Annotated in this window: 11 protein-coding genes; 7 read left to right on the top strand and 4 right to left on the bottom strand. The window is 59.2% G+C overall.

Going from position 1 to position 18,014, the window contains the following annotated elements:
- Nucleotides 1-118: 118 nt before the first annotated feature.
- The 7 genes from fdnG (at nt 119) to glgB (ending at nt 13,912) form a co-directional block, all read left to right on the top strand.
- Nucleotides 119-3,193 carry a formate dehydrogenase-N subunit alpha gene (gene fdnG, locus ACQKIK_RS18745; protein WP_499137233.1) on the top strand — a complete coding sequence of 1,025 codons (3,075 nt, stop codon included), beginning with the start codon at nt 119-121 and terminating at the stop codon, nt 3,191-3,193.
- Nucleotides 3,193-4,128, top strand: coding sequence for a formate dehydrogenase subunit beta (fdxH, locus tag ACQKIK_RS18740; protein ID WP_499137074.1), 936 nt, complete (start codon nt 3,193-3,195; stop codon nt 4,126-4,128). The genes fdnG and fdxH overlap by 1 nt, the downstream gene beginning before the upstream one ends.
- The gene (locus tag ACQKIK_RS18735; protein WP_499137073.1) at nt 4,125-4,817 is read left to right on the top strand and encodes a formate dehydrogenase subunit gamma; all 693 of its coding nucleotides are present in this window, start codon (nt 4,125-4,127) and stop codon (nt 4,815-4,817) included. The genes fdxH and ACQKIK_RS18735 overlap by 4 nt, the downstream gene beginning before the upstream one ends.
- 45 nt (nt 4,818-4,862) lie before the next feature.
- Nucleotides 4,863-5,756 carry a formate dehydrogenase accessory protein FdhE gene (fdhE, locus tag ACQKIK_RS18730; protein WP_499137232.1) on the top strand — a complete coding sequence of 298 codons (894 nt, stop codon included), beginning with the start codon at nt 4,863-4,865 and terminating at the stop codon, nt 5,754-5,756.
- 460 nt (nt 5,757-6,216) lie between these two features.
- The gene (locus ACQKIK_RS18725; protein ID WP_499137072.1) at nt 6,217-8,229 is read left to right on the top strand and encodes an alpha-1,4-glucan--maltose-1-phosphate maltosyltransferase; all 2,013 of its coding nucleotides are present in this window, start codon (nt 6,217-6,219) and stop codon (nt 8,227-8,229) included.
- 146 nt (nt 8,230-8,375) lie between these two features.
- Nucleotides 8,376-11,699, top strand: a complete 3,324-nt coding sequence (gene treS / locus ACQKIK_RS18720; RefSeq protein ID WP_499137071.1) for a maltose alpha-D-glucosyltransferase — start codon at nt 8,376-8,378, stop codon at nt 11,697-11,699.
- Nucleotides 11,696-13,912, top strand: a complete 2,217-nt coding sequence (gene glgB, locus ACQKIK_RS18715; protein WP_499137070.1) for a 1,4-alpha-glucan branching protein GlgB — start codon at nt 11,696-11,698, stop codon at nt 13,910-13,912. Before treS ends, glgB begins: the two co-directional genes overlap by 4 nt.
- 132 nt (nt 13,913-14,044) lie before the next feature.
- On the opposite strand, the gene ACQKIK_RS18710 is transcribed toward glgB, so the two are convergent.
- Genes ACQKIK_RS18710 through ACQKIK_RS18695 form a run of 4 tightly spaced genes read right to left on the bottom strand, consistent with a single transcriptional unit; the run spans nt 14,045 to nt 18,010 of the window.
- Nucleotides 14,045-15,064 (bottom strand): lysylphosphatidylglycerol synthase domain-containing protein, encoded by a 1,020-nt coding sequence (locus tag ACQKIK_RS18710; RefSeq protein WP_499137069.1) that lies wholly within the window; start codon nt 15,062-15,064, stop codon nt 14,045-14,047.
- Nucleotides 15,061-16,296, bottom strand: coding sequence for a cardiolipin synthase ClsB (gene clsB / locus ACQKIK_RS18705; RefSeq protein ID WP_127839224.1), 1,236 nt, complete (start codon nt 16,294-16,296; stop codon nt 15,061-15,063). The genes ACQKIK_RS18710 and clsB overlap by 4 nt, the downstream gene beginning before the upstream one ends.
- The gene (locus ACQKIK_RS18700; RefSeq protein ID WP_127839225.1) at nt 16,293-17,096 is read right to left on the bottom strand and encodes an endonuclease/exonuclease/phosphatase family protein; all 804 of its coding nucleotides are present in this window, start codon (nt 17,094-17,096) and stop codon (nt 16,293-16,295) included. The genes clsB and ACQKIK_RS18700 overlap by 4 nt, the downstream gene beginning before the upstream one ends.
- Nucleotides 17,093-18,010 carry a DUF72 domain-containing protein gene (locus tag ACQKIK_RS18695; protein ID WP_499137068.1) on the bottom strand — a complete coding sequence of 306 codons (918 nt, stop codon included), beginning with the start codon at nt 18,008-18,010 and terminating at the stop codon, nt 17,093-17,095. Before ACQKIK_RS18695 ends, ACQKIK_RS18700 begins: the two co-directional genes overlap by 4 nt.
- Nucleotides 18,011-18,014: the final 4 nt, after the last annotated feature.

The following is an 18,014-nucleotide window of genomic DNA, read 5'->3' as shown; positions in this document are numbered from 1 at the left end:
CGTACTGGCGTAGCGAATACGCCGCCCCGTCTGTCCCGCCGGAGGAACCATTCCAGAGCGGTTCAGTCGATGTGGTTAGATGGACAGACATAATAAGTAACAGGAGATACCGATGACCGTGCGAGTATCCCGGCGACAGTTCCTGAAGTTCGGTGCGGCCGGTGTGGGCGCGTCGAGCATGGCCATGATGGGATTTGCGCCTGATGAAGCATTAGCGTCGATTCGTCACTTCAAACTGACCGGCGCAAGAATGACCCGCAACATTTGCACCTACTGCTCGGTAGGCTGCGGCATGTTGCTCTACTCGCGTGGTGATGGCGCGATCAACGTTATTGACGAGATCTACCACGTCGAAGGCGATCCGGACCATCCAGTCAGCCGAGGGTCGCTTTGCCCTCGGGGGGCAGGCGTGCTGGATTTCATCAAGAGCGAGTCGCGGGTCAAATACCCCGAGGTTCGCGAGCCTTACACCAACGAGTGGAAGCGCATCAGCTGGGATGAGGCGTTCGCACGCATCGCCCGGCACATGAAGGATGACCGCGACAGAAATTTCGAAACACATGACGAGCAGGGCAGGCTGGTCAATCGCTGGATGACCACGTCGATGGTCGCAGCGTCGGCTTGCACCAACGAGACAGCTTATCTCACGCAGAAAATTACCCGAGCACTCGGCATTCTCAAACTAGACAACCAGGCGCGCGTTTGACACGGACCAACGGTGGCAGGTCTTGCCCCAACATTTGGTCGCGGTGCCATGACGAACCACTGGACCGACATTGCCAATGCCAATGTCATCCTGTCGATGGGAGGCAATTCGGCTGAAGCACACCCCGTAGGCTTCCGCTGGGTCATGCATGCCAAGCAGCGCAGCAATGCCGTGCTGATCTCAATCGACCCGCGCTTCAACCGCACCACGGCGGTGGCGGACTATCACGCCTGGATTCGCACGGGGACGGACATCGCGTTCCTTGGTGGTTTCATCAACTACCTGATCGAAACCAACCGCTTTGCGCATGAATATGTACGCGAATACACCGACGCGAGCCTGATCGTGGCTGAAGGGTTCGGCTTCGAGGAGGGACTGTTCACCGGCTACAACCCGGCGGACCGCACCTACGATCGTCAAACCTGGAACTTCGAGACCGGCGAGGACGGTTTTGTCCGCACTGATCCAACCTTCGATCACCCGCGCTGCGTGCTCCAGCTGATGCGTCAGCACTACAGCCGCTACACGGTTGATCAGGTGGAAAATATCTGCGGCATGCCCCAGGAGAAGGTGCTTGAACTTTGGGATCTGATGGCGACCACCTCGGCGCCAGACAAGACCATGACCATCCTCTATGCCCTGGGTTGGACGCAGCACACTATCGGATCGCAGATCATTCGCTGTGGCGCAATGGTGCAGCTGCTGTTGGGCAACATGGGCATGCCTGGCGGAGGTGTCAACGCTCTGCGTGGGCACTCCAATATTCAAGGCCTGACCGACATCGGACTGCTGTCAAACCTGCTGCCCGGCTATATGAACCTGCCTTCGGCGGACCTGCAGACCTATGACGACTATCTGGAAACGAGGGTCAAGCCGCCATTGCTCGAGGGCGAGGTCTCGTACTGGAAATTCTACGAACGCTTCTTCGTCAGCATGATGAAGGAGTGGTACGGCGACGCCGCCACGGCTGAGAACAACTGGTGCTACGACTGGTTGCCGAAGCTTTCCGAGCCGATCTATGACGTGCTTTACGCCATTAACGACATGACGTTGGGCAAGGCGACCGGCGCCTTCTGCCAAGGCTTCAACATCCTCGCGGCCTTTCCGAACAAGGCCAAGGTTTTGGACGGGCTGTCGAAACTCAAGTACTTCGTGATCATGGACCCGCTCACGGTGGAAACCGGTGAGTTCTGGAAGAATTTCGGCGAATACCACGATGTCGATCCGTCGAAGATCGCCACTGAGGTGTTCCGCCTGCCGACCACCTGCTTCGCCGAGGACGACGGGTCCATCACCAACAGTGCCCGCTGGCTGCAATGGCATGAGAAGGCGGCACCCGGGCCTGGCGAAGCCATGACCGATACCGAGATTCTCGGAGAGGTCATGCTGCGCCTCAAGCACATGTATCAGGTCGAAGGCGGAGCATTCCCAGACCCGATCTTGAATCTTGAGTGGAACTACAAGGTCCCGGATTTTCCGAAAGCATCCGAGTTGGCGAAGGAATACAACGGACGTGCCCTAGCGGATATTTCCGACGATACCGGCAGGATCATCCGGCGTAAGGGTGAACAGTTGCAGGATTTCACTGAACTGCGTGCCGATGGTTCGACGGCGTGCGGCTGCTGGATCTATTCCGGGGCCTGGACCGAAGCCGGAAACATGATGGCTCGTCGAGACAATTCGGACCCTTACCACACGGGTAATACGCTGGGCTGGGCGTGGGCATGGCCGATGAATCGACGGCTTCTGTACAACCGCGCATCGGCAAGGCCTGACGGTACGCCGTGGGCTCCGAACAAAGCATTTATCTGGTGGGACGGGGAGCGATGGACGGGCGCTGACGTGCCGGACTACCCGATCTTTACGCCACCGTCAGCCGGTGTTGGGCCATTCATCGTGACACAGACCGGCCGAGGGCATTTCTTCTCCTGCGAATGGCTGAACGAAGGGCCGCTCCCTGAGCACTACGAACCGATGGAAACGCCCATCGACCGTAACCCGCTCAATCCCAACAACCCGTTGGCGCTGCATAACCCCATCGCCCGGGTATTCGAGCAGGATCGCGATTCGTTTGGCTCGAACAAGGAGTTTCCGTACGCGGCGACGACCTATCGACTGACTGAGCATTTCCATTACTGGACGATGCACGTGCGGCTCAACGCCATCGCCCAGCCGGAGAAGTTCATCGAGATGAGCGATGTTCTGGCAGCCGAGCTGGGCATCAACGCAGGCGACCGGGTCAAGGTAACGTCCAAGCGTGGATTCATCACCGCTGTGGCGGTGGTAACCAAGCGCATGGTGCCGTTGCAGGTCGATGGTCGAACGGTCCATCACATCGGGATCCCGATCCACTGGGGCTTCAAAGGTGTTACGAAAAAGGCGCACCTCACCAACACCCTCACGCCGTTCGTGGGTGATGGGAATACCCAGACGCCAGAGTTCAAGTCGTTTCTGGTGAACGTGGAAAAAGTCGGAGGGATCGTTTAATGCGTGGCGATCAGATCAATCTGCAAAACATCATCGCCCGCTCGGCGACCACCACGCCTTCTCCGCAGGTCCGTCATGGAGGTGTGGAGAAGGTCACCAAACTCATTGATGTGTCCGTGTGCATTGGGTGCAAGGCCTGCCAAGTTGCCTGCTCGGAGTGGAACGACCTGCGTGATGATGTCGGGGAGTGCGACGGGACCTACAACAACCCGCAGGACCTTTCGCCTGAGTCATTCGAAGTCATGCGCTTCTCGGAATATGAGAACGAGCAGGGCAACCTCGAGTGGCTGATTCGCAAGGACAACTGCATGCATTGCGCCGAGCCGGGCTGCCTCAAGGCGTGCCCGTCGCCCGGCGCCATCGTGCAGTACGCCAATGGCATCGTCGACTTCAACTCCGAGCATTGCATCGGCTGTGGCTATTGCGTGGCAGGCTGTCCCTTCGATATTCCCCGGATATCGAAGAAGGACAACAAGGCTTACAAATGCACACTGTGTTCGGATCGCGTCTTCCACGGTCTGGAACCAGCTTGCGTCAAAAGCTGCCCGACCTCCGCGATCATGTTCGGCACCAAGGAAGATATGTTGGACTACGGCGCCCACCGTGTTGCAGATCTTCAGGGGCGTGGCTATGAAAACGCCGGGATATATGACCCGCCGGGCGTCGGTGGAACCCACGTGGTCTATGTGCTGCAGCACAACGACAAGCCGGAGATCTACAGCGGTTTGCCTCGTGATCCGCACATCGCCCCGACGGTCGAGCTGTGGAAGGGCGTGACCAAACCGATCATGTCGGTGGCATTGGGCATGTCCGTTCTGGCTGGTTTCTTCCACTACGTGATGAAAGGGCCGAAAGAAGAGCCGGAGGACGATCCTGATCCGGTGAAAGCGCATGACGCCCGCGACATCGATAAGCGCGGGGAGGACCGGCTATGAGCCACTCCAACGTTAAGCACGGGATCCTACGTTATGGCTGGTGGACACGAGTCAATCACTGGCTCATCGCAATCAGCTTCACGTTGCTCGTGTTGAGTGGGCTTGCCTTGTTCTATCCGGCGTTCTTCGGGCTCACTGCGCTTTTTGGTGGGCCTGAACCCACACGCATCGTGCATCCGTACATCGGCGTGTTCATGTCGCTGTTCTTCGTCATCCAGGCCGTGCGCTTCTTCGGCGACAACCTGATCCGTCGCCACGACGTCCAATGGATGAAGCAGATCCGCGATGTGCTGGGCAACCGCGACGAGCGGTTACCACCAGTGGGCAAGAACAACGCCGGGCAGAAGCTGGTGTACTGGATCTTCCTCGCCACCGTGCCGGTATTGCTAGTGACCGGCATCGTCCTGTGGCGGCCATGGGTCGCCGATGCGATGCCGGTTTGGGCGCTGCGCTGGGCGGTGACCATCCATGCCTATACCGCCTTCATCGCGATCATCACGCTGGTTATCCACGTCTACTCGGCAATCTGGGTGAAGGGCTCGGTACGCGCGATGACCCAGGGACGTGTAAGCCACGCCTGGGCACGCCATCACCACGGGCTCTGGTACGACGAAGTACGCCGCAAGGAAGGTTATGACGATCCGGGCGGTCTTTCGCCTGATCGTGACGTGCCGTCGAAACGAACGTAAGGAGTTGCAGTGAACCACTCTTATGGAAGTGCGCCTTCGGGGATCATGGAGGCGCCAAATGTGGTGTTGCCGAATGCCAAGGTGTTCAGCAAACGCGCTACACGGTTACGGGAGCTTGTCCTGCAGGTTCCACCGCTGGATGAGTTTCTCGCCTTTATGGCACGACTGGTACAAGCCCAGCATCAGGTGCTCAACGAACGCGAACCATCCTGGCGCCCGGCTGAGGATGCGTTCGATCAGGCGCTTAAACATGGCCTGCCGCCGCTTGGTTTTCAGGCCTTGAAACGTGACGTGCCGTGGCAGGAAGACCTTCTGTCGATGCTCGATGCCATGGAGCTTCATGTGGGCGAGGCTCAGCGGCCCTTGCTCAGGACGTTGAGGGAGCTGTCTCAGGAGCAGTTGGATACGTTAGCCGACGATGTCCTTGAGGCTCGTCCCGGCGATGAAACAACCCGACCGCTGCTGCCATTGGTTGCCGCTGCCCTGCAGATCAGTTGGATAAGGCTGGCAATAGCCCTGCCTCGGCCGCCTGATAAGCCCGAAGGGGAAGCCAAGGGGCTATGCCCTTGCTGCGGCTCGCCACCGGTTGCCAGTGTCATCCACAACGAGCGCCATCGTGCTGGGGTGCGCTATCTCCATTGCTCTCTGTGCGCCACCGAGTGGCATCTGGAGCGACTCAAGTGCAGCGTTTGCGACAGCGGCGCACAACTGCTGTACCTCACGCTGGATGACGAGCAGGGCAAACCGGCGATGCCGGTCCAGGCGGAATCTTGCGGCGAGTGTCATAGCTATCTGAAGGTCATGCTGCGTGAAGAACACGGACGCGCCGAACCCGTGGCGGATGACCTGGCGAGCCTAGCGCTGGACATCTTGCTGGCCGAACAGGGCGAATATGGCCGTAGCGGTTACAACCCGTTGTTGATCGCCGGCGGGGACTAGCGCACCAGGCTATGGCTCAAGCATGAACAAGCCTAGTGATGATCGGTGATATTCGCGTGGTTTCGGATCGCCAGCAAGCTGGCTCCTACAAGTAGGGGCTTGGCTTTAGCTTGGCTCTCTATGTTCGCCACAGTACGCGTTTGTAGGAGCCACCTTGGTGGCGATCAGCGGTGTTCGCGTTGTGTTTGATCGTCAACAAGCTGGCTCATACAGGAGCGGCCTGCCTCTCCGCCAAATCATCCGTCTCGTATTTGGCCTAAAACAAGCGCAACGCCGGCTGTGGCAAGCGGTAGCGGCCCTTAAGCTGAACTTTTCACGCCTCCTTTGGTTCGGAAAGAACAGAGCCCGAGAAAGCCCGCATGACGGGTTTTCCATCGGTACAACCAGCCACGCTCGATTGCCAGTCCCGAGCGGGGTAGGTTTGCCGTTTCGCTGCAATTTCGCCTAGGAGCCCCGTTCAATGACCGATGCAAAGCCCCATCCGGTGATTCACCCCCGACTTGAACAGGCATTGCAGATGCCGCGCATTGCCATTGAATCGACCCAGCCCGTACTGGAAGGCGGACGATTTGCGGCAAAGGCAACCATCGGCCACCCGATCAATGTGACGAGCAAGATCTTTGCCGATGGGCACGATCAGCTAGCCGCATCGATCTGCTGGCGGACCAAGGATGAAACCACCTGGCGCCGGGCACGGCTCAAGTTGATCGGCAATGACAGCTGGGAAGGGCAGTTCACCCCGACGCAAGTCGCTTCGCACGAGTTCATGATCGAAGCTTGGTGGGATATCTACGAGACCTACCGCTACGAGCTGTCGAAGAAGCACAACGCTGGGGTCCCGGTTCAGCTTGAACTCGAAGAAGGTCGTCTGCTGCTTGAGCGCGCCAGCCAGCGTGCCCAAGGCGAGACCAAAGCCATCATCGATGACCTGCTGCATCGGTTGAGCATAGCGCACCTGGACGATGAACGTGTCTCGGTGATGCTGGCCAGTGAAACGGCTGCCGCGATGGCTGACGCAGACCCCCGCGAGCATTGCAGCCAGAGTGAGGTGTTCCCGATTGAGGTCGAGCGCCCACTTGCGTTGTTTGCCAGCTGGTACGAACTGTTTCCGCGCTCTGAAACCGATGACCCTAACCGTCACGGTACTTTCCGTGACGTGCATAAGCGTTTGCCATCGATTCGGGACATGGGCTTCGACGTCCTGTATTTCACGCCGATTCACCCAATTGGCCGACAGCATCGCAAAGGGCCGAACAACACGTTGCACGCTGGCCCGAATGATCCCGGTAGCCCGTATGCCATCGGTAGCGAAGCCGGTGGGCACGATGCAGTTCATCCCGATCTCGGCACGCTCGATGACTTCCGCGACCTGGTAGCTGCCGCACGCGAGCACGGTCTGGAGATTGCCCTCGACTTCGCCATCCAGTGCTCTCAGGACCACCCATGGCTCAATGAGCATCCGGGCTGGTTCTCCTGGCGGCCGGACGGGACCATCCGTTATGCAGAAAACCCGCCGAAGAAATACCAGGACATCGTCAACGTCGATTTCTACGCCGAAGACGCCATGCCCAGCCTGTGGATCGCTCTGCGTGATGTGGTCTGGCATTGGGTCGAGCAGGGCGTAAAGATCTTCCGCGTCGACAACCCACATACCAAGCCGCTGCCATTCTGGGAGTGGATGATCGCCGACATCCGCGAGCGCGATCCAGACGTGATGTTCCTCTCTGAGGCCTTCACCAAGCCCGCCATGATGGCGCGCCTGGGCAAGGTCGGCTTCAACCAGAGCTACACCTACTTCACCTGGCGCAACAACAAGGCGGAGCTGAGCGAGTACTTGACTGAGCTGAACGAGCATCCGCTGCGTGATTGCTATCGGCCGAATTTCTTCGTCAACACGCCGGACATCAATCCGTTCTTCCTGCATGACTCCGGGCGAGCGGGATTTCTCATCCGGGCGGCGCTGGCAACCATGGGTTCCGGACTGTGGGGCATGTACTCGGGCTTCGAACTGTGCGAGTCCGCGGCAATCCCCGGCAAGGAGGAGTACCTGGATTCCGAGAAGTACCAGATACGGGTCCGGGATTACCACGCACCGGGCAACATTGTCGCGGAGATCGCTCAGCTCAATCGCATCCGTCGGCAAAATCCGGCCCTGCAGACCCACCTGGGTTTCAAGGCGTACATGGCTTACAACGACAACATCTTGTTCTTCGGCAAACGCACGCCGGATCGCACGAATTTCATTCTCGTCGCAATCAGCCTCGATCCGCATAACGCTCAGGAAGCACATTTCGAGCTTCCGCTATGGGAGATGGGTCTGCCGGACCATGCCGAAACCCGAGGCGAAGACCTTATGAACGGGCATCGCTGGACTTGGTACGGCAAGACTCAGTGGATGCGAATCGAGCCTTGGCAACAGCCATTCGGCATTTGGCGTATCAGTTCAGACGACATGGATCCTGACTTAAAGTGATGTCTGAAGAAGGCCATAAAAACGATATATATCAGTTATTTATAGGCTATTTATTATCCAGTTTATAAATCGACTGGCTTACTTTTCCGCCTCGGCTGGCCAGGCATATGGGCCAGTCATGGGGGCAGATGAAAGGGAACAAGACCATGGCGAGAGCGCGTAAACCTGCTGCCTTTATCAAGGATCCTCTTTGGTATAAGGATGCGGTGGTCTACCAGGTCCACCTGAAATCCTTCTTCGATTCGAACAATGACGGTGTTGGTGATTTCCAAGGCTTGATCGACAAGCTCGATTACATTGCTGACCTGGGCGTGAACACCATCTGGCTCTTGCCGTTCTATCCGTCGCCGCGCCGGGACGATGGCTACGACATTGCCGAATACCGCGGCGTGCATCCGGACTACGGCACCATGGCTGACGCCAGGCGCTTTATCGCCGAAGCGCACAAGCGTGGCCTGCGGGTCATCACCGAGCTGGTCATCAACCATACCTCCGACCAGCATCCATGGTTCCAACGCGCCCGCAAGGCGAAGAAGGGCTCTGCCGCTCGCGACTTCTACGTCTGGTCCGATACCGACGACAAGTACGACGGCACACGGATCATCTTTCTCGATACCGAAACCTCGAACTGGACGTGGGACCCGGTTGCCCAGCAGTACTTCTGGCACCGGTTCTATTCCCACCAGCCCGACCTCAACTTCGACAATCCGCAGGTTATGAAGGCAGTGCTCAGCGTGATGCGCTACTGGCTGGACCTCGGGATCGACGGTCTGCGTCTGGATGCCATTCCTTATCTGGTCGAGCGCGACGGCACCAACAACGAGAACCTGCCGGAGACCCACGTTGTACTGAAGCAGATCCGTGCCGAGATCGACGCCAATTACCCCGACCGCATGCTATTGGCGGAGGCCAATCAATGGCCTGAAGACACACAGTTGTACTTCGGTGGGGAAGATGGCGGCCTGGGCGACGAATGCCATATGGCGTTCCACTTCCCACTGATGCCGCGCATGTACATGGCGCTGGCGCAGGAAGACCGCTTCCCGATCACCGACATCCTCCGGCAGACGCCGGATATTCCGGAAAACTGCCAATGGGCGATTTTCCTGCGCAACCATGACGAGTTGACGCTGGAAATGGTGACCGACAAGGAACGTGACTACCTCTGGAATTATTACGCCTCGGACAAGCGCGCACGGATCAACCTCGGCATCCGTCGTCGCCTGGCGCCGCTGCTGGAGCGGGATCGCCGTCGGATCGAATTGCTAAACAGTTTGCTGCTGTCGATGCCCGGCACGCCGGTGATTTATTACGGTGACGAGATCGGCATGGGGGACAACATCTTTCTCGGTGACCGAGATGGTGTACGCACGCCGATGCAGTGGTCGGTAGACCGCAATGGCGGCTTCTCGCGTGCCGACCCGCCAAGCCTGGTGCTGCCGCCGATCATGGATCCGCTGTATGGCTACCAGGCGATCAACGTCGAGGCTCAGCAGCGTGATCCGCATTCGCTGCTCAATTGGACGCGTCGTCTGCTGTCGATCCGCAAGCAATTCAAGGCATTCGGTCGTGGCACCCTCAAGATGCTCGCACCGAGCAACCGACGGATTCTTGCGTACATCCGCGAGTTCACGACGGCAACTGGCGAGACGGAAGTAATTTTTTGCGTCGCCAACGTGTCGCGCTCTGCACAGGCTGCAGAGTTGGAACTGTCGCATTACGCGGGAATGGTGCCGGTGGAAATGGTCGGCGGTAGCGCCTTTCCGCCGATTGGCCAACTTCCGTATCTGCTGACCTTGCCACCTTACGGCTTCTACTGGTTCCAGCTGGCAACCAGTCATCAGATGCCCAGCTGGCACCAGGAACCGGTGGAAACCATGCCTGACTTTCAAACGCTGGTGCTCAAGCGCCTGGATACGCTTACTGCTTCCAATAAAAGGATTCTGGAAACCGAGTCCCTACCCGCGTACCTGCCGAAGCGGCGCTGGTTCGCCAGTAAGGATACGACGATCAATTCGATCAAGATCTGCTACAGCGTGCCATTTGGCGACCCACAACGTCCGGTATTGCTGAGTGAGATCGCAGTCGAGGCGGGTGGGCGTACGGATTTTTACCAGTTACCGCTGGGCTTCCTGGACGAAGGTGATTTCGACATCGCACTGCCACAGCAGTTGGCCATGGCACGTGTTCGCCGCGGCCCGCAGGTAGGCCTGCTGACAGATGCTTTCGCGCTCAAGCAGTTTGTGCTTGGGGTCATTCAAGGGCTACGCGACGAGCAAGTGCTGCCATGCGGCGACGGCGAGATACGTTTCCAGCCGATGGCGCAGCTTGCCGATATCGACCTGCCTGCTGAGGCTGAGGTGCGTTATCTCACCGCTGAGCAGTCCAACAGCTCGGCGATTGTCGGTGGCAGCATGATGATCAAGGTGCTGCGTCGCGTCTCGGCAGGTATGCACCCTGAACTGGAGATGGGCAGCTTCCTGACCGAACAGGGTTTCACACATATTTCCGCCATGCTGGGTCAGGTGAGCCGCTTCGACAAGAATGGCGAGCAATATGCCCTGATGGTCGTGCAGCGCTTCCTCGACAACCAGGGCGACGCCTGGGAATGGACGCTGAACACACTCGATCGGGCGGTGCGCGACCAGATTGCAGGCGGCGTCTCGTTGCATGAAAACCAGTTCAGCGCGCTGGAGGAGCTGGAGGCCTTCAATCGCTTGCTTGGACAGCGTCTCGGTGAGATGCACATGACCTTGGCGGTGCAGACCGATAACCAGGCTTTTGCCGCCGAGCCGACCAAGTCTGCGGACGCCAAGGAGTGGACGCAGTTGATCTCCGGGCAGGTCGAGCATGCGCTTGATCTGTTGCAAGCCCGCCCTGGCGATCTGGACCGCAAGGCCACCGCGCTGGTCGACCAGCTGCTTGGTCAACGTAAACAGCTGGTCGCAGAGGTCAAGCGGCTGGCCGATCGTACCCTTGGTGGGCTGCGCACCCGCGTCCACGGTGACCTACACCTTGGGCAGATACTGGTTGCGCAAGGCGATGCCTATTTCATCGACTTCGAAGGCGAGCCGGCGCGCTCGCTCGAAGAGCGGCGCAGCAAGCTGAGCCCGTTCAAAGATGTCGCCGGGGTGTTGCGCTCTTTCGAGTACGCCACCGCCATGACCCTGCGCAACGCTCAATCCAGCGACAGCTCAGAGGCGGCCGGTCAGGCACGACGCAACATTTCCGATACCTATCAGCAAAGCGCACGTGCGGTATTCCTCGAAGCCTACCGTGAAGCGACCGCCGAGTTGCCTCACGCCTGGAAGGACGCCGCTGGGGCCGATGCGGCGCTGGCCCTGTTCAGCCTGGAAAAGACCGCGTATGAAGTGGCCTATGAGGCAGAGAACCGCCCGGCTTGGCTGTTTGTCCCGCTTCAGGGGCTGGCGGCGCTGGCACAACAGATTTCCGATGGAGGTTCCCAATGATTGATCGTCCGGCCGTGACAATGCCCGGTGAAAACCTGCTGCCAACCGATGCCGATGTCGATGCGCTGGTGCGCGCCGAACATGGCAATCCGTTTTCCATCCTTGGCCCACATCCTGACGGCGATGGCCTGGTCGTGCGGGCTTATCTGCCTAACGCATTGGGCGTCGAGGTGCTCGAGCGCAGTGGCGGGCGGGTACTGGCAGCAATGGAGCAGGGTCAGGTACCCGGCTTCTTTTTCACCCGGCTGACCAATCAACAGCCGTACCTACTGAAGATTCGCTGGGCAGGGGGCGAACAGATTACTGAGGACCCCTTCAGCTTTGGTCCCCAACTCGGCGAAATGGACATGTATCTGTTTTCCGAGGGTAACCATCGTCAGGTCGGTCGCGTGTTCGGTGCTCAGCCCATGGAAGTCGAGGGCGTACAGGGCGTCCGCTTCGCAGTATGGGCGCCCAATGCCCGCCGCGTTTCGGTGGTCGGCAGCTTCAACGGCTGGGACGGGCGTCGGCATCCGATGCGCCTGCGCTTTCCGTCCGGCGTCTGGGAAATTTTCATCCCGCGTCTGCAGCCCGGAGAATCCTACAAATACGAGATCCTCGGGCCTAACGGCATTCTGCCGTTAAAGGCTGATCCGATTGCGCTGGCCACCGAGCTCCCACCGGGCACCGCATCGGTGATTTCGCACCCGCTCGAGTATGAGTGGAAAGACGAGGCCTGGCTGGAGCAGCGGGCAGCGCAACAATCGGTAAAAGCCCCGATGAGCATTTACGAGCTGCACGCAGGCTCGTGGCGCCGCGATGGTGGCGATGACGGTCGCCTGTACGACTGGCATGAGCTGGCCGAGCGGCTGATCCCCTATGTGGTCGACCTGGGCTTCACCCATATCGAACTGATGCCCATCATGGAGCATCCCTTCGGCGGCTCCTGGGGTTATCAGCTGCTGTCGCAGTTCGCACCCAGTGCGCGCTACGGGAATGCACACGATTTCGCAGCCTTTATCGATGCCTGTCACGCAGCCGGTATCGGCGTGATTCTCGACTGGGTCCCGGCACACTTCCCGACAGATGCTCACGGCTTGGGCGAGTTCGATGGCACTGCGCTATACGAGTACGCACACCCGTTCGAGGGGTTCCACCAGGATTGGGATACCTACATCTATAACCTGGGACGTACCGAAGTGCATGGCTTCATGCTCGCTTCGGCGCTGCATTGGCTGCGGGAATTCCACGTCGACGCACTGCGCGTAGATGCGGTGGCCTCGATGCTCTATCGAGACTACTCACGCAAGGAAGGCGAGTGGATTCCCAACCGTCACGGCGGTCGAGAGAACCTCGAAGCCATCGACTTTCTACGTCACCTGAACGACGTTGTGGCTACTGAGACTCCCGGTGCGCTAGTCATTGCGGAAGAGTCCACAGCATTCCCAGGCGTCAGCAAGCCAACGTCCGAGGACGGTTTGGGCTTTGCTTACAAGTGGAACATGGGTTGGATGCACGACACCCTTCAGTACATTCAAGAAGATCCGATTAACCGGCAGTACCATCATGACAAGCTGACCTTCGGCATGGTGTACGCCTATTCGGAGCACTTCGTACTGCCGATCTCGCACGACGAAGTGGTGCATGGCAAAGGTTCTTTGATCGAGAAAATGCCCGGGGACCGTTGGCAGAAGTTTGCCAATCTTCGTGCTTACCTCTCGTTCATGTGGACCCATCCGGGCAAGAAGTTGCTGTTCATGGGCTGCGAGTTCGGCCAGTGGCGCGAATGGAACCATGACCGCGAGCTTGATTGGCATTTGCTGGATGAGCCAGACCACCGCGGCGCGCAGAATCTTGTGCGCGATCTAAACCGTCTGTATAGCCACGAGCCTGCCCTGCATGAACTCGATGCAGATCCGGCCGGCTTCCAGTGGCTGATTGGCGACGACCGTGCCAACAGCGTGTTTGCCTGGCTGCGCAAAAGCTCCACGGGCGATCCGCTGCTGGTGGTGGGTAACTTCACGCCCGTGGTGCGTGAGAACTATCGGGTAGGGGTGCCTGAAGACAGCCGCTGGGTGGAAATCTTCAACAGCGATGCCGAGTGCTACGGCGGTTCCAACGTGGGCAATGGCGGCGGCATGCTCCCCGAGCAGATTCCGGCGCATGGCCAGGACGTTTCGCTGGCGCTGACGCTGCCTCCGCTCGGTGTGGTCATCCTTCGACCCCAGGGCTAGGTAACATGGAAGGCGGCGCCTGAAGTGCAGGCGCCGACACAATAAAGCCGGAGCGGTGATCGCTCCGGCTTTATTGTGTTTGGTGCCTGTGCGGTTCCCCGGCTGGCTCCCCAGCTAGAAGAGCACAACCTATCAGGCGGCGGTGGGGGGGTGCTCCTCTTGCGCATCGTCACTGGGGAGAGCCTGGTTATTGGAGCGCAGCTTCTTGGCCCGTATCTCCAAGATCACGTAGACAACCGTGGCGAACAACAACGGGATGAGAAAGTACACCACCCGGTAGCCGATCAACCCCGCCACGATGCTGGCCTGGCTTAGCTCGCCACCGCCCAGCATCGTCACGAATACCGCCTCGATCACACCCAGACCCGCCGGAATGTGGGCAATCACGCCGGCTACGCTGCTGATCATCAGGATGCCTAGCACAACGGGGTAGGGGGCCTGCTGCAACAGCATGAAGTAGACCACCAGCGCCATTAGCGCCCAGTTGCTCGCGCCGAGCAGCATCTGGAAGACTGCCAGGCGCAGGCTCGGCAGATAGATTTCGTGCTTGCGGATCGTCCAGTGGCGGCGTTTGGAAAAGCCGCAGGCCCAGAGGTACATCGCCGAGGCCAGCAGCAGCCCGGCGCCCAGTACACGCAATGCGGTACGTCCGATCTCCCAATCGGCAGGCGGCGTGATCCAGCCCAAGGCGAAGATCAGGCCGGCCAACCAGAGATAACCAAGCCAGTTGGTCAGCACGCTCATGGTGAACACTCGGGTGATTTGCGAGGTGCGCAGGCCAAACCGAGAATAGAGCCGATAGCGCAGTGCGATACCGCCCACCCAGGCGCTCAGGTTGAGGTTGAAGGCGTAGCAGACGAAGGTCACCGGGACGATTTGCCGGATCGGCAGGTCGTGCTGCGCATAGCGTTTGCCGAGTACGTCGAAACAGCAATACACCGCATAACTCACTGCGGTGGCTGCGCCAGCCAGCCACAGGGTTCGGGCGCTGTAATCGCGCAGCGTTTGGTAGACCTCGCTCCAGTTGACGTTGCGCGCCAGCCCGATCAATAGCCCGGCGACGAGAATGAAGAAACAGTAGGTCAGGATCTTCTTGATCAGCGGCCAGCGTCGGCGCCACCCACTCTGCGACTGCTGCTGGCGCTCGGTCATTGGTGGTCTCGCTGCAAGGGGGCAGGGCTGGGCTCAAGCGGTTCCGGATCGAGCAACTGCAACCTTGGTTTATGGGCCGGCAACAGGCCCACCCACTGAGGGAAGTGGCGCAGAAAGTGGAAGATGATGAAGGCCAGCGGCGCGCGCCACCAGTAGCCGCGGATGATGCGTTCCAACGGAATGCGGCGGCAGTCGTGTTGCAGCAGCCGGTCCAGATTCTCATGCAGTTGGCGATTGAATGTGTGATCGCGAATGATCAGGTTCGCCTCAAGATTGAGCGACAGACTTAGCGGGTCAAGGTTGCTCGAACCCACCGTGGACCATTCGTAGTCGGCCAGTGCGACCTTGCCATGCAGTGGCCGGCGGCAATATTCGTGGATCTCCACACCATCGCTCATCAGGTAGTTGTAGAGCATCCGCGCGCCGAACTTGGCGATCGGCATATCCGGCTCGCCTTGCAGAATCAGTCGGACCCGAACGCCGCGCCGTGCGGCGTTGCGAATCTCTCGCAGCACTCGATAACCCGGGAAGAAATAGGCGTTGGCAATCAGCAAGCGCGAGCGGGCATCGCGGATGGCCTGCAGATAATGCTGCTCGATATCGTTGCGATGGTCGTTGTTGTCGCGGGTGACGAACAGCGCACGCGCTTCGCCCCGGCTGACCCCGACAAAACCGTTGCTCTGCGTTCGCATTCGCCGGTGCCACCAGCGCCGGCCCGATTGGGCAGGACCGATAGCGCTCAGTGCGAAGCGGTGGATGTCATGCACCACTGGGCCTTCGACCCGCATCGCGTAGTCCTGCTTTGCAGCAGGGCCAAAATCGCCCAGGTGATCTGCAGAGAAATTGATGCCGCCAATGAACGCAAACTCGCCGTCTATCACGACAATCTTGCGGTGCATGCGTCGGAACACATTGATCCGCTTGCCGAGCAGCCGTTTGCCTGGATCGAAGACATGGATACGTACACCGGCCCGCGCCATCGCCGCGGCAAAATCGCCATCCAGGTCAGCCGAGCCATAACCGTCTACGGTGACGTCCACACTGACTCCGCGCTCCGCTGCGGCGATCAATGTCTGTTGCAGCTCCTGTCCAACCTTGTCTTTGAAAAAGATGAAGGTTTCCAGCAGCACTTCCTTTTCTGCGGCCGCAATGGCCTCGAACACGGCAGGAAAGAATTCCTCACCGTTTTCCAGCAACTGAAGACGATTCCCGTCTCTCCAGTGAAAATTCATAGGTGTATCTCCACCGCCAAGGGCAGATGATCGGACAAGTGTGTCCAAGGTTTGTTGCTCAGTATTCTCGCTTTGTGGCTCGTGGCATTTCGCACATAGATGCGGTCCAGGCGCAGCACTGGCCAGCGTGCCGGGAAGGTCTTGGCCACCTTGCCCTGGGCCACCGCGAATACCTCGTGCATGCCCGCGCAGCGATCAAGCACCTGCGCACCCTTGAGTCGCCAGTCGTTGAAGTCCCCTGCGACAACCACCGGCGCATCCGATGGCAGTGAGTCGAGCAGGTCGCAGAGGAGGCGCAGTTGCTGCTGACGATGGGCTTCGCGCAGGCCCAGGTGTACGCAAATCGCGTGAAACTCCTCATGCCCCGGCACTTGCAACACGCTGTGCAAAAGGCCGCGTCGTTCCGGCCCGGCAATGGAAATGTCGAGGTTCTCGTAGCGCGTGATCGGGAATTTCGACAGCAGGGCGTTGCCGTGGTCACCGTCGGGGTAGACGGCATTGCGACCATAGGCGAAATCGGTCCAGATGCTGTCGGCCAGAAACTCGTACTGCGACATCTTGGGCCAGTCGTGGAAGCGCAACGCGTGTTTTTCATGCGTGCCGAGCACTTCCTGTAAGAACACGACGTCGGCCGATACCGCCCTGACTGCCTCGCGCAACTCCGGCAGGATGAACCGCCGATTGAGGGCGGTGAAGCCCTTGTGGGTGTTCACGGTCAGCAGGCGGACCGTGTTGACCGCGGTGGACATGTGCGCGTCGAGATCGCTGCTGTCGAGGGGATGGTTCTTGTCCAGATTCACGCCAATGCTCCTTCCAACTGGCCTGGAGTGGTTTCCAGGTCTTTATCCAGTCCGAGCCGGCGCAACAATTGTCGCGCGTCATACGGCGCCCGGACCTTTACATCGTTATCGAAATAGCAGTAGACGGCGCACCGCTTGCGCGCCGGTGGTTTGCTGGAGCTGATCAGGTGAGCGTCGTCAGGCTGGCTGCCGTTGCTCCAGAGGGTGATGCGCTGAGCCCAGTAGTCCAGCGCCTCATCGGTGTAGCCGCTGGTATAAAGCTCTTCCGCTCCGTGGAGGCGGATATAGACGAAATCGCTCGTTAGGTCCTCTCGATAGGGCCACTTGCCGGCCGTGTCGGCGACGACCAGTGCAACCTTGTACTTGCGCAGCAACGCCACAAACGCCGGATCGACAAAGCTGTCGTTACGTATTTCGACCGCATGTCGAAGGGGACGTTTGCGATCGATTTGCAGATAGCTACGTCCCTCCATGCGCGCTTCACACCCTTTCGCCATTTCCAATGCCGCTTCGGTGTCATGCGGCAGTAAAGCGAGGAAGGTTTCGAAACGCTCGGGATCGAATTTGAAAGACGGAGGGAATTGCCAGAGCATCGGGCCGAGCTTGTCTTTGAGCGCAAGGACACCGGAAGCGAGAAAGTTGGCGATGGGCTTCTCCACGTCCCGAAGGCGCAGCACATGGGTGATGTAGCGGGGCGCTTTGACGCTGAAAACGAAGCCCTCGGGCGTCTCGTCATACCAGCCGGCATAGAGCTCCGGCTTTTGTAGCGAGTAGAACGAGCCATTGATCTCGATGCTGCTCACGGCTCGCGAGGCGAACTTCAGCTCGTGCTTCTGCACGAGCCCCTTAGGGTAGAAGTCGCCTCGCCAGGGTGCGTAGCGCCAGCCGGAAATGCCTATATGGATGGCTGCCATCGCC

Origin of the sequence: Pseudomonas sp. NPDC047961, from assembly GCF_050272435.1 — a bacterium.
Lineage (GTDB): Bacteria > Pseudomonadota > Gammaproteobacteria > Pseudomonadales > Pseudomonadaceae > Stutzerimonas.
Note: the sequence above shows the minus strand (reverse complement) of the source record. Positions and strands in the feature narration are given on the sequence as shown.